11 protein-coding genes and 1 tRNA gene are annotated in these 13054 nt (G+C 71.3%); 8 read left to right on the top strand and 4 right to left on the bottom strand.

The window, feature by feature from the left end; all coding sequences use genetic code 11:
- Positions 1 to 6: 6 nt before the first annotated feature.
- Positions 7 to 723, bottom strand: coding sequence for a hypothetical protein (locus IT293_03170; protein MCC6763639.1), 717 nt, complete (start codon positions 721 to 723; stop codon positions 7 to 9).
- Complete coding sequence (locus IT293_03165; protein ID MCC6763638.1) at positions 723 to 2921, bottom strand: penicillin acylase family protein; 2199 nt, start codon at positions 2919 to 2921, stop codon at positions 723 to 725. Before IT293_03165 ends, IT293_03170 begins: the two co-directional genes overlap by 1 nt.
- Positions 2922 to 3221: 300 nt before the next feature.
- Here IT293_03165 and IT293_03160 point away from each other — a divergent pair, with 300 nt between their 5' ends.
- The gene (locus IT293_03160; GenBank protein MCC6763637.1) at positions 3222 to 4628 is read left to right on the top strand and encodes a hypothetical protein; all 1407 of its coding nucleotides are present in this window, start codon (positions 3222 to 3224) and stop codon (positions 4626 to 4628) included.
- Positions 4629 to 4942: 314 nt separating this feature from the next.
- On the top strand, positions 4943 to 6142 hold the full coding sequence (locus tag IT293_03155; GenBank protein ID MCC6763636.1) for a CoA transferase: 1200 nt from the start codon (positions 4943 to 4945) through the stop codon (positions 6140 to 6142).
- Between the two features lie 39 nt (positions 6143 to 6181).
- On the opposite strand, the gene IT293_03150 is transcribed toward IT293_03155, so the two are convergent.
- Positions 6182 to 7030: a hypothetical protein gene (locus IT293_03150; GenBank protein ID MCC6763635.1), complete on the bottom strand. Its 849-nt coding sequence runs from the start codon at positions 7028 to 7030 to the stop codon at positions 6182 to 6184.
- A 350-nt stretch (positions 7031 to 7380) separates the two neighbouring features.
- Between IT293_03150 and acs the strand changes: the two genes are divergently transcribed.
- A complete protein-coding gene (gene acs, locus IT293_03145; protein MCC6763634.1) occupies positions 7381 to 9333 on the top strand; it encodes an acetate--CoA ligase in 1953 nt (650 codons plus the stop codon).
- Between the two features lie 13 nt (positions 9334 to 9346).
- Positions 9347 to 10810 carry a cysteine--tRNA ligase gene (locus tag IT293_03140; GenBank protein MCC6763633.1) on the top strand — a complete coding sequence of 488 codons (1464 nt, stop codon included), beginning with the start codon at positions 9347 to 9349 and terminating at the stop codon, positions 10808 to 10810.
- A gap of 30 nt (positions 10811 to 10840) precedes the next feature.
- Here IT293_03140 and IT293_03135 read toward each other — a convergent pair whose 3' ends face one another.
- Complete coding sequence (locus IT293_03135) at positions 10841 to 11239, bottom strand: hypothetical protein (GenBank protein MCC6763632.1); 399 nt, start codon at positions 11237 to 11239, stop codon at positions 10841 to 10843.
- Between the two features lie 196 nt (positions 11240 to 11435).
- On the opposite strand from IT293_03135, the gene IT293_03130 reads away from it, so the two are divergent.
- The 4 genes from IT293_03130 to IT293_03115 all read left to right on the top strand — a co-directional run bounded on the left by IT293_03130 (position 11436) and on the right by IT293_03115 (position 12969).
- Positions 11436 to 11834 (top strand): RidA family protein, encoded by a 399-nt coding sequence (locus IT293_03130; protein MCC6763631.1) that lies wholly within the window; start codon positions 11436 to 11438, stop codon positions 11832 to 11834.
- A gap of 398 nt (positions 11835 to 12232) precedes the next feature.
- Positions 12233 to 12454, top strand: a complete 222-nt coding sequence (locus IT293_03125) for a type II toxin-antitoxin system prevent-host-death family antitoxin (GenBank protein MCC6763630.1) — start codon at positions 12233 to 12235, stop codon at positions 12452 to 12454.
- Complete coding sequence (locus IT293_03120) at positions 12451 to 12840, top strand: type II toxin-antitoxin system VapC family toxin (GenBank protein ID MCC6763629.1); 390 nt, start codon at positions 12451 to 12453, stop codon at positions 12838 to 12840. Before IT293_03125 ends, IT293_03120 begins: the two co-directional genes overlap by 4 nt.
- A gap of 55 nt (positions 12841 to 12895) precedes the next feature.
- A tRNA-Arg gene (locus IT293_03115) sits at positions 12896 to 12969 on the top strand.
- Positions 12970 to 13054 lie beyond the last annotated feature (85 nt).

The raw sequence follows: 13054 nt of genomic DNA, 5'->3' as shown, positions 1-13054 counted from the left end.
CCGCCGCTACGCTGGCGCGATTCCGAAGAGCGCGCACACGCCCCACGTCGCGAAGCCGACGAAGAGCGGGATCGTCAGGTTGTCGTCGAGGCGGAGGGGCAGCATCTCGAAGAGGGCGCCCGCGAGCCCGATCGCGAACGCCGCGCCGACGAGCGTCCAGGCCGCCGGCGCGAGTACCACGTGTAGCGCCGCGCCGGCGATCAGCGCGGTCGCCGCGAAGAAGGCTCCCGATCCCTCGAGGCTCTTGCCCGCGACGACCCGGTGCCGCCCCCAGGTGATGCCGACGAGCGCCGACAGCGGGTCGGCGATCGCGAGCGTGTAGATCGCGACGAGCGCGACGGTCTTCGGGAAGGTGAGGAGCGTGAGCAGGATGGCGATCGCGTAGGGCGTCATCGCCGATTCCTTGAACTCCTCCTCCGCCCGGAAGAGGAGGCGGTTGATCCAGGGCGCGCGTGCGACGAGCTCCGGATAGTGGATGCGGACGCGGTCGAGCACGTACACGAGGCAGGCGATCGAGCCGAAGGTGTGGACGATCTGCTGGTGGGTGAAAATGAGCGCGTAGGCGGTCGCGATCGCGCAGCCGTTCGCGCAGTGCACGAGGCGGCGTCCGAGCTGGAGGTCCGTGCGCGTCGCCGAGGGCGCCGTCGACGCGGCGACGGGGACCGGCAGCGCGGACGCCGGCGCCGGGTCGCGCGCGGCCTCGGAGGCTCCGGGTTCGGCCATCATCGGGGGAGCGCCGGGCCCGGGCGCAGCGTCTTGAAGTGCCCCGCGAGCCAATCGTCCACCTCCGACGTGTACCACGGCGAGAAGCGGCGGTCCGACGGACCGCCGGCGAGGCTCGTGTGCGTGCAGGTCTCGGCGAAGTCGGTCACCATCCGGTAGGACGGCGCGAAGCTCGTGACCCGACCGCCCGAGCGGTAGACCTGCCCCTGGTGGATCGTGGCGCGGTTGCCGCGGAGCGGGATCGGGCCGCGGTCGAACCCGGCCCAGACCGGCAGCCGGCCGCCGAGCGCGAGGTGCTTCATCATCACCTGCTGTTCGCTGCCCCAGGTCGTGAGCGGTCCGTCGAGCGAGCGCGCGATCACCCGCGCGTAGATCGCGTCGCGGGTCTCCCCGCCGAACCAGACGCTCGTCTCCGCGAGGAGCACGCGGTCGAGGTTGTAGTAGAAATCGGCGAGGATCGCGGTCTCGCCGGCGAGGTGTCGCATGACCTCGGCGCCGCAGACGGCGCCGAACACCTCGCGCACGAGTCCGCGGTAGAAGCGCTCGAACAGCGTCGCGCCGACCGACGCCGGGTCGTAGCGGCAGTCCCAGGAGCGCAGGACGTCGGCGGCGGGCGTGACGGGCAGGAGCGGGCGGAGGATCGCCAGGAAGCGCTCGGCGTGCGGCGAGAGCACGTCCATCTGCATCGCGGCGACGTCCGCGGGCGTCCAGTCGTCGCGCGCCGCGAGGAGCGCGGCGATCCGCTCGGCGCGGTACGGCCCCATCGGCAGGTTGATCGGGCGGGCCTTGCCGAGGTGGTTCAAGTCGTCGTTCGCGGTCGCGATGAAGCCCGCTTCCGGGTTGTAGGCGCGCGGCAGGTCCTCCGGCGCGACGAAGCCCTGCCAGTCGTTCTCGGGATCCCAGCCGGGGACGGGACCGAGCCCGCTCCAGCCCGCGCGCCGCACCGGCATGCGGCCCGACATCTGGTAGCCGATGTTGCCGTGGCGGTCGGCGAGCACCCAGTTGAAGGACGGCTCGAGCCGGCCGAGCTGCTCCATGCCGGCGGCGACGTCGGGCGCCGTCAGCATCGCGAACGACGCGGCCAGCGACGCGGCGCCGGTGCCGCTTCCCGAGGCCCAGCGCGTCGCGAGGTAGAGGCCCGGTACGCTCGGGTCCCCGTCGAGCACGCCGTGGTCGTTCTCGTGGAACGTGATGGTCACCGCGGGCTTACCCTTGCGGCGGATCGTCTCGGCGCGGGTGCGGAAGGGCACCCAGCGGTCGCGCCCCTTCCTGGCGCGTCGGTAGCGGCCGTCGCGGCAGTCCTCGATCCACGAGTCGATGCCGTCGAGGAAGGTGTAGGTCGCACCCCACGCGAGGTCGTTGGTGCGCCCGAGCAGCAGCGACGGCAGGCCCGGCATGGTGGCGGCGACGCAGAAGCGCTCGCCGAGCTCGACGACGATCTCGTACCAGACGTTCGGCAGGCGGTTCACCTCGAGGTGCGGGTCGTTGGCGAGGAGCGCCCGGCCGCTCCTGGTCTTCTTCGGCGCGAGCACCCAGTTGTTGGACGCGACCGCGCGCGGCAGCACGTTCGCCCAGCGCAGCGTCTCGGGGACGAGCCGTTCGCCGAGCGTGACACGGGCGATCAGGTCGAGGTCGAGGCCGGCGAGCTGGCCCGGGAAGAGCTCGTCGAGATGCGCGCGCGGGATCCCCGCCTGCACCATCTCCACGAGCAGGTGCTCCATGTCGCCTTGCGACTGCGCGAGCCCGATGAAGCCGACGACGCGCGAGGTCAGGACGAGGTCGGCCATCGTCCATGGGAGCGGCCGGTGGCCGACGAGCCGGAGCTCCCATGGCGTACGCTCCGCGAGCGCCTCGTTCACGCCCTCGCAGTACGCGAGGGCGAGCGCGCGGTGCTCGGGCGACGCTTTCGCGAGCTCCTCGTCGGCGCCCGCGGCGAGGTTCAGCCGGCGGAAGAAGCGGTCGAGGCGCAGCATGTCGTCGCTGCCGTCGAGGACCTCCGCGGCGCGCCCCTGGCCGACGATGCGCAGGAGCAGCATCTGCAGGGCGCGGTCGGTGCCGTGGCAGTTGCCGATGCCGCGATAGAGGTCGGCCTCGGCCTGCGCGTAGACGTGCGGCACGCCATGTTGGTCGCGCCTGATCGGCACCTGGCGCTCGCCGGCCAGGGTCCACGCGCTGCGAGCTCCGAAGACCCGTTGCATGCGCCCGGTGTCAGCGGCTCGTGCCGTGGGTCGTGTGATCCGACGAACGCGCCATGCGAGTTGGCGTCAAGGTAGAGGAGCGTCACGTGTCGCGCAACGCATCGCGCATGTGGACGGAGCCGTATCGCGCTCGCGATGCGTCACGCGGTCGACGCGCGTCTGCGTGGTCGGCCCCGACCCCCCGGGCGGCGAGCGTCGGCAAATCGCGGCGCCGCCGGCCGTTCGCGGGGGGCACGCCCCTTGCTCCTTCGGTCGATCGCGAATTCACGGCTTCGGCCGAGCTCTCGAGGAGGATCCCCCATGCGCTCCATGGCACTCTTCATCGCATCGCTCGCTCTCGGAATGGTCGCGGCGGCATCGCCCGCCCGCGCGACCTTCGGCGGCGATCAAGATCCCGCATGCGTCGCCGAGTGCGAGAGCCACGGCGCCTCCGTCTTCGCGGCGTGCCGCGAGGAAGGCGGCGGCGAGGCCGACTGCGTCGAGGTCGCCGTCGCGGCGGTCGCCGCGTGCATCGACGAGCACTGCGAGGCCCCCGAGCCGTCGTGTCCCGACCAGTGCGAGCTCGCGGCCAACGCCCACCGCGACCAGTGCCTCGAGAACGGCGGCGGCGAGGAGGACTGCGCGGCGCTCCGGCAGGAGAAGCTCGCGCGCTGCATCGCGGAGGAGTGCGACGATCCCGAGCCGGAGCCCGAGCCCACGTGCGAGGACCGGTGCGAGCACCGCGCCGACGAGGCGCGGGCGCATTGCCTGGAGGAGGGCTACAGCGCCGACCTCTGCGGCCAGCTCCGTGCCGAGGCGCTGCAGATGTGCATCGACGAGCGCTGCACGGCGCCGGCGCCGAGCTGCGAGGAAACCTGCCAGGCGAACGCCGAGGCGCAGATCGAGGAGTGTCTTGCGGGCGGCGGCACCCAGGAGGACTGCGTGGCGGCGGCCGAGGTCGCGCGCGCGGCGTGCATCGCCGAGCAGTGCACCGAGACCGAGCCGACCTGCCCCGAGCGGTGCGCCGCCCAAGCGCGCGAGAAGCTCGACGACTGCATCGAGGACGGCTGCAGCGAGGAGATGTGCAAGGCGCGCGTCGAGGAGAAGGCGCGCCACTGCATCGAAGAGCACTGCGAGGGCAGCGAGCCGCCGAAACCGTCGTGCGAGGAGCGCTGCGAAGACCACGCGAGCGACGCGCTCGGCCGCTGCCTCGAAGCGGGCGGCACCGAGGAAGACTGCAAGGCGGCCGCGCGCGAGGTGTTCGAGCGCTGCGTCGCCATGCACTGCGACGTGCCGCCTCCGTGCGAGGAGCGCTGCGACAAGAAGGCGGCGCGCGCCGAGCGGCGTTGTCTGAAGAAGGACGGCGGCGCCGATGCCTGCGCCGAGAAGCGGGCCGGCGTGCTCGAGGAGTGCGTCGCCAGGCGCTGCGTGCCGCCCCCGCCGGACACGTGCGCCAACGACTGCGAGGCCGCGGCCGCCGCGCAGCGGACGCAGTGCATCGCCGCCGGGACCGACGAGGCGACCTGCGACGCCGAGGCGACGGCCGCCCTCGATACGTGCCTCGACGGCTGCGGCATCGCCCCCGCGCCGACCTGCGGCGAGCAGTGCGAGGTCACGGTGAACGCGAAGTACCGCGCCATGCTCGAGCGCGGCGCCAAGACCGAGCGGGCGAACAGGAAGGCGCAGCGGCTCTTCCGCCACTGCATGCGGGACTGCGAACGCGACTGAGCCCGTCGCGTAGAGCCCCAGGTAGTCGGTAACGAACGGGCCGGCCTCGTTGAAAGACGCGGCCGGCCCGTCGCATTTCGGGCCCGGGTGTCGGATACGGCCAACCCTGCGCGTGCGCGCGTAGCGCCCCTCCGCCGCCGGTAGTGGGTCAGTTCGATGGGAGGCGACGTCGGGACGAGAGCCGAGGCATCCGGCGACGAAGACGGATCGGCTTCGTCCCGCGTCGCCTCCCATCGAACTGACCCACTACCCCGCCGCCGGTGCTGCTTGACGCGCCCTCGCGATCGGTGTCGGGTCCACGCGCGGAGGCCACCATGCTCGACGGAACGCGCGTCATCGAAATGGGTCTGTGGGTCGCTGGGCCGGCCGCGGCCGGCATTCTCGCCGACTGGGGCGCGGACGTCGTGAAGATCGAGCCGCCCGCCGGCGACCCGATGCGCGCCTTCTTCCGGCTCGCGACCGGCAGCAAGGTCGACCGCAATCCGCCCTTCGATCTCGACAACCGCGGTAAGCGGAGCGTCGTGCTCGACGTACGCGACACCGCGGGCCGCGACGCGGCGTACCGGCTCCTCGCCGCCGCGGACGTCTTCGTGACGAACTTCCGGCCCGACGCGCTCGCGCGCCTCGGCTTCGACGCGGAGACGCTCGCCGCGCGCTTCCCGCGTCTCGTGTACGCCGGCATCACCGGCTACGGCCAGACCGGTCCCGAGCGCGACCGGCCCGGCTACGACGTCGGCGCGTTCTGGGCGCGCTCGGGCGTCGCGCGGACCCCGGCGCCGGATGGGGCGCCTCCGCCGCAGATCCGCGGCGGCTTCGGCGACCACGTGACCGCGCTCGCGACCGTCGCGGGCATCCTCGCGGCGCTCCTGGAGCGGGTGCGGTCGGGACGCGGGCGGGTCGTCGAGACCTCGCTCCTGCGCACGGGCGCCTACTGCCTCGGGTGGGATCTCGGCATCCAGCTCGCATTCGGGAAGATCAAGGCGCCCGTGCCTCGCACCGAGGTCGAGACGCCGCTCGTGAACTCCTATCGCGCCGGCTGCGGCCGGTGGTTCTGGCTGATCGGGCTCGAGGCCGATCGCCACTTCCCGGGCGTCGCCCGGAGCGTCGGGCGTGAGGATCTGCTCGCCGACCCGCGCTTCGCGAGCGCGCGTGAGCGGCGGCGGGAATGCCGCGCGCTCATCGCGGAGCTCGATCGGACCTTCGCGACGCGGCCGCTCGCCGAGTGGGCCGAGCGCTTCGATCGCGAGGGCGTCTGGTGGGCGCCGGTGCAGTCGCTCGACGAGGTGGCCGCCGATCCGCAGATGCTCGCCGCCGGTGCCTTCGTCGACGTGCCGACCCGTGACGGCGGGACGCAGCGCGCGGTCGCGAGCCCGGTCGGCTTCGGCGGCGCGCCGCGCGCCCCGCGTCGTCCGGCGCCCGCGCTCGGCGGGGACACCGAGGCGGTGCTGCGCGAGGCGGGCATCGACGACGCCGCGCTCGCGGCGCTCCGCGCGGCCGGCGTGATCCCGCGCTGAGTCGCTGCGGGCCGTCCGCTCCGGAGCGTCGCGCCGGCGCTAGGACGGCTCCGCCGCGGGTGGCGGGGCGGTCGCCTCGAGCTCGTCGCGCATGACGGGGAAGTAGGTCTCGCGCTCGGCGTCGGCGGCATTCGCGGCCGCGCCGCGCTCGACGCGGCGGCCCCGGCGGTCGCGGAGCGGGAACGGCCAGAGACGGTAGCCGCTCCCCTCGGGGCCGTCGCGGCTGATGATCGGGTACGGATAGTAGTAACGGTCGAGCGACGGCCGCTGCACGTGCAGGTACGCGGGGAAGGCGACCATCTCGACCCGCTCGTAGCCGAGGAAGTCGTCGATGTCCGCGTAGAGCGGGATCACCGAGATCCGTCCGACGATCCGTCCGGCGGGCTCGGAGCTCTTCCAGCTGTAGAAGTAGACCGGCCGGAGGCGCACGTCCTGCGCTTCGAGCGTGAGCCCGTCGGCGCTCGTGCGGGTGCGGTAGGTGAAGAGGCCGCCGAGGCCGCTCGTGACCTGCTCCGTCTGCCCCCAGTGCGAGCGCAGGACCGGACCGAGGAAGCTCACGTGGTCGTCGTGGCCGACGCGCGCCTGGTCGATCGAGACGAACGGCCGCACCGCGAACGCCTGCCGCTCGGCGTCGGAGCGGTATTCGATGAGCGGGCCGAAGATCCGGACGCGGCGCGTGCGGGCGGCGGGATCGGACTCGTACTGGAAGAGCGGCCAGAGGTTCACCGAGCGCGGCCGCGCGTCGGACGCCGGCGGCAGAGCCGGGTCGGCGCGCGCGGCCGCGCCCGGCTCGATCGGCGCGTCGTCGGCCGCGTCCGCCGTGACGGCCGCGACCACGAGCGTCGTCGCCACGATGACGAGGAGTCGCCGCGCGCGCGCTGCCGCCACGCGGCTCGCATAACAATGGTGGTAGGCGAGGGCAACCAACGTGCGCCGACGCCATGGCGTGAGCCGCGTCGTCCGCCCCGTCGGCGCGCGCGGTAGTGGGTCAGTTCGATGGGGGGCGACGTCGGGACGAGAGCCGAGGCATCCGGCGAGGAGCCGGCCCGATCAGCGCGCCCGCTGTTTGAGCGAGCGGAGCGAGCGAGTTCGGGCGCGCCGGGCCGGCGACGAAGACGGATCGGCTTCGTCCCGCGTCGCCCCCCATCGAACTGACCCACTACCGCGCGCGCAACGAGGGTTGACAGCGGCGCTTGCGGCAGAGAAGTCTGCTCGCACCCCACCTCCGGAGGCGTTGCATGGCGTCTGGCACCGACATCGAGTCCGTACTCAAGGAGCAGCGCGTCTTCACCTGCGATCCCGCGTTCGCGGCGCAGGCGCATGTGAAGAGCGCCGAGGAGTACGACGCCCTCTACCGGCGGTCGACGCAGGATCCGGAGGCGTTCTGGGCCGAGGTGGGACGGGAGCTCAGCTGGGTCACCGAGCCGACCAAGACCCTCGAGTGGAACTGCCCCGACGCCAAGTGGTTCGTCGGCGGACGCATCAACCTCTCGACCAACTGCCTCGACCGGCACCTCACGACCGCGCGACGCAACAAGGCGGCGATCGTCTGGGAGGGCGAGCCCGGCGACACCCGGGTGCTGACGTATCAGATGCTGCACACCGAGGTGTGCCGCTTCGCCGCCGCCCTGAAGCGCATCGGCGTCCACAAGGGCGATCGCGTCGCCATCTATCTGCCCATGATCCCCGAGGCCGCGATCGCGATGCTCGCGTGCGCGCGGCTCGGCGCCACGCACTCGGTCGTGTTCGGCGGGTTCAGCGCGGAGGCGCTTCGCGACCGGATCAACGACGCGCAGGCGCGCTTCGTCATCACCGCCGACGGCGGCTGGCGGCGCGGCGCCGTCGTGGCGCTGAAGGACGCGGTCGATGCGGCGGTCGAGGAGACCCCGTCGATCGAGCGCGTGGTCGTGGTGAAGCGCACCGGCACGCCGGTCAAGATGAATCGCCGCCGCGACCTCTGGTGGGACGAGCTCGTCGAGGGCGTGCCGGCCGTTTGCGAGGCCGAGCCGGTCGACAGCGAGCATCCGCTCTTCATCCTCTACACGAGCGGCACCACCGGGAAGCCGAAGGGCGTCGTGCACTCGACCGCGGGCTACCTCGCGCACGTCTATCTCACGACGAAGCTCGTCTTCGACCTCAGGGACGAGGACATCTACTGGTGCACCGCCGACATCGGCTGGGTGACCGGGCACAGCTACGTCGTGTACGGCCCGCTCGCGAGCGGCGCCACGACGTTCATGTACGAGGGCGCGCCGAACCAGCCGCAGCCCGACCGCTTCTGGGACATCATCGAGCGCTACAAGGTCAACATCCTGTACACCGCGCCGACGGCGATCCGGACCTTCACGCGCTGGGGCGACGAGTGGCCGCAGAGGCACGACCTCTCGAGCCTGCGCCTGCTCGGCACCGTCGGCGAGCCGATCAACCCCGAGGCCTGGACCTGGTACCGGCGTGTGATCGGCGGCGAGCGCTGCCCGGTCGTCGACACCTGGTGGCAGACCGAGACCGGCGGCATCCTCATCACGCCGCTTCCGGGCGCCGTGCCCGCGAAACCGGGCTCGTGCACGAAACCCTTCCCCGGCATCGTCCCCGAGGTCGTGAACCGCGAGGGCAAGCCGGTCGGGCCGAACGAGGGCGGCTACCTCGTCATCAAGCAGCCCTGGCCCGGCATGCTGCGGACGGTGTGGGGCGACCACGAGCGCTTCGTCCAGCAGTACTGGAGCCAGATCGACGGCATGTACTTCACCGGCGACGGCGCGCGTCGCGACGAGGACGGCTACTTCTGGGTGATGGGCCGCATCGACGACGTCGTGAACGTCTCGGGCCATCGGCTCGGCACGATGGAGATCGAGAGCGCGCTGGTCTCGCACCCGCGCGTGACCGAGGCCGCCGTGGTCGGCCGACCCGACGACCTGAAGGGCGAGGCGCTCGCGGCGTTCGTGACGCTCGCGGCCGGCAGCAAGGCCGACGACGCGCTGAAGAAAGAGCTCCGCGAGCACGTCGGCAAGGAGATCGGCGCCTTCGCGAAGCCCGACGACATCCGCTTCACCGACGCGCTCCCGAAGACCCGGAGCGGCAAGATCATGCGGCGGCTCCTGCGCGACCTCGCCGCCGGCAAGGAGAGCGTCGGCGACACCACGACGCTCGAGGACTTCTCGGTGCTCGCGAAGCTCCGCGAGGAAGACGAGTAGCGCGACGGCTCGAATGCCCCTCGTCCTCCACGACACGCTCAGCGGCAAGCAAGAGCCCCTGCGCCCGCTCGTTCCGGGCAAGGTCGGGCTCTACGTCTGCGGCGTCACCGTCTACGACCGCTGCCACGTCGGCCACGCGCGCTCGCTCGTCTTCTTCGACACGATGGTGCGCTACCTCCGCTTCGCGGGCTACGACGTGAAGTTCGTCCGCAACATCACCGACATCGACGACAAGATCATCAAGCGCGCCGCCGAGGAGACCATCCCGTCCGAGGAGCTCGCCTCGCGCTACATCGGGACCTTCCGCGCCGACGTCGCCGCGCTCGGCTGCTTGCAGCCCGACATCGAGCCGCGCGCGACCGACCACATCCCGGAGATGCTCGACCTGATCGCGAAGCTCGAGCAGCGCGGCATCGCCTACGCCTCCGGGGGCGACGTCTACTGCTCGGTCGGCAAGATCAAGGACTACGGCAAGCTCTCGAAGCGGAAGCTCGACGAGCTGATCGCCGGGGCGCGGGTCGAGGTCGGCGAGCGGAAGCGCGAGGGGCTCGACTTCGCGCTCTGGAAGGCGGCGAAGCCGGGCGAGCCGTTCTGGGAGAGCCCGTGGGGTCCGGGCCGGCCGGGCTGGCACCTCGAGTGCTCCGCGATGTCGACCAAGTATCTCGGCCAGCCCTTCGACCTCCATGGCGGCGGCGAGGACCTGATCTTCCCGCACCACGAGAACGAGATCGCGCAGTCCGAGGGCGCGACCGGCACGCCCTTCGTGAAGCGGTGGATCCACCACGCCTTCGTCCGGATCAACGAAGAGAAGATGTCGAAGTCGCTCGGCAACTTCCTGACGATCGAGGAGATCCTGAAGCGCGTGCCGTCGGAGGCGCTGCGCTCGTTCCTGGTCTCGACGCACTACCGGAGTCCCGTCGACTTCAGCGACCAGTCGCTGCTCGACGCGCAGCGCGCGTGCGCGCGGCTCCACGAGACGCTGGCGCGGGTCGAGGAGAAGCTCGGCGGCAACGTCACCGTGCCGCGCGGCGGCGAGCGCGCGCCCGAGGTCGCGTCGTTGCCCGCGAGCGTGCGGCCCTTCCACGAGCAGTTCGTCGCGGCGATGGACGACGACTTGAACTCGGCGCGCGCCCTCGGCGTCGTCTTCGACGAGGTGCGCGAGATCAACCGGCTGCTCGACGCCGGCGCGCAGACGCCGGCGATCGCCGAGCACCACGCCAATTTCGCTCGCCTCGGCGGCGTCCTCGGCGTGCTGCGCCACCCGGCGGCGAGCTATCTCGAGGCCGAGAAGGGCCGCCATCTCGCCGGCGCCGGCATCGAGCCCGCCGAGATCGAGCGCCTGATCGCCGAGCGCGGGGCCGCGCGCAAGGCCAAGGACTTCAAACGCGGCGACGCGATCCGCGACGAGCTCCTGGCCCGCGGCGTCGTCCTGAAGGATGGAGCCGGCGGCACCACCTGGAGCGTCGTGCAAAGCTGAGGGTACGACGCTCCGCGCGGCGGCTCGGCGTCAGGATTCGGTGGTGACCGCCTCCATATGGAAGACCGGCCCGTCGCACTCCGGCCGGCTGAAGAAGAATCCGTAGACCGCGATTCCCGTCCCCTTGTCGTAGTCCACGCGGCTCACGTTCTCGAGGTACCATTTCTTCTCGGGCTTGTCGGCGCACGTGAGGTAGTTGTGGGTGTTGATGAAGGCCGGAAAGACGCGCTGCCCGGACTTCAGCGGCACGTAGCGCAGGTAGACCGCCGCGCGCTGGACGAAGTCCCGAGCCGGGCCCGTGCGCTCCATCCGGATGGCTTTCGACGACGACGGAAGCACCTCGACGGTGAAGTCGAACTCCGCGCGTGCCGGCGCGGGAGCGAGCGCGGTGAGAAGGGTGAGCATGCCGAGCAATCGGAGAGTGCGCATCGATCGAACCTCGTGTGGGGGAGTGTCGGAACGAGGGCGGAAAATCGCCGGTAGGGATGACGGTGTCAAGAGAGGCAGTCCCATGACGCAGGGTGGCGTCGGAGGCGGACGGGTCCGATCGCGGCGCGCGCGAGCGCCATGGAAAACGCGTGGTCCGCCTGGCTTTGCCCCGTCGGATCGCCTAGTTTCCCCGCCCATGGAACGACGCATCATCAATCCGTGGACGTGGCAGGACGCGATGGGTTTCGTGCAGGCCATGGAGCTCGGCCCCGCGAAGCGCACGCTCGTCTGCTCGGGACAAACCTCGGTGGACGCCAACGGCGCCCCGCTGCACGCCGGCGACATGGCCGCCCAGCTCCGGCAGGCCGTCGCGAACCTCGAGACGGTGCTCGTCGCGGGCGGCTTCGACCTCACCGATGTCGTGCGCCTGAACTACTACACGACCGACATCGACGCTTTCATGCAGGGTGCCGCCGCCGGCGGGCTCATGCGCCTCGCCGAGGCGAGCTGCCGGCCCGCGTCGACGCTCCTCGGCGTCGCCCGGCTCTTCCACCCGGCTCTCATGGTCGAGATCGAAGCGACCGCGATGAAGTAGGGCGGCGGCTGGCGGCGTCGCGGCATCTCGCACGGCGTTCGCGTGTGACCCGGACCAAGCGAATCCTTCGCAGATCATCACCGGCGCCGGCGCCGGGCCGCACGTGAAGGTGTTCGACGGCTATCAGCCGGACAGCGACGAGCAGGGCATCATCGCGGTCCTGAGCGGCCTCCTCCTGCCCGCCGTGCAGACCGATCCGGTGAAGATCGTGCCGCTGCCCGCGCCCCGGTACGAAGAGCTCTCGCGCGCTCCCGCGCGCGTCGGATCTCGTGAGGGTGCTCGGGATCCCGGAACGACGAGCATTCCAGGCCGCACTCGAGGCGCAACCCCTTGCGGCCGTCGGCGAGCTCGCCGAAGCTGCGTGGACTTAGCCCGCTCGGTGGACTAAGTGTCTGAGCATGGCCGTACGGGCGAACATCCATGAAGCGAAGACGCGGTTCTCGGAGTTGCTGGAGCGTGCGCACAAGGGGGAGGAGGTCATCATCGCCAAAGCCGGGAAACCCTACGCGCGGCTCGTCCCGATCGTCGAACCCGTCGAGCGGAAAGCTGGTGCGTTCCGCGGGCAGATCTCGGGTGACGTGCTCGGACCTGTCGGCTCGGACGATACGGACTGGGGATGAGCGCGTACCTCCTCGATACCTGCGCGCTCCTTTGGTGGATGGCTGATGCGCCCGAGCTCGGCAGGGCCGCGCGACGGGTGATCGAGAGTCCGCGGAATACGACGGCGGTTTCGGCGGCATCCTTGTGGGAGATCGCGATCAAGCGCCGGCGCGGTCGACTGAGCGGAGTCGACAGCTACCTTGCCCGCCACCAAGAGCTCCATAAGAAGTGGGGTTTCATGACCGTCGCCATCGAGGCGGACGACGCCGTCGCGGCGGGATCCCTGAGCCTGCCCCACGACGATCCGTTCGACCGGATGCTGATCGTGCAGGCCCGCCGGCTCGAAGCCAGGCTCGTCACCTGCGACGACGCGATCACTCGGCACGTCGATGCTTGCGTGTGGTGACCTGCATGTTGGCACAGGACTCGGACTCGCGCTAAGTACTCCACCTGCAACGCCTGCGCCCGTAGCTCAATTGGATAGAGCGGCAGACTTCGAATCTGTAGGTTGGGTGTTCGATTCACCCCGGGCGCGCTGTCATTCCAGCCAGTTGCGATGTTACCTCGAGCGATTCGACTCTCCAAGGTAACACCGAGGTAACAGCCTGACGGGAATCCCG

The organism is Deltaproteobacteria bacterium (assembly GCA_020848745.1).
In the GTDB taxonomy this organism is placed as follows: Bacteria; Desulfobacterota; Binatia; order UTPRO1; family UTPRO1; genus UTPRO1.
The sequence above is the reverse complement of the archived record's forward strand: the minus strand, read 5'-3'. Positions and strand labels throughout refer to the sequence as shown.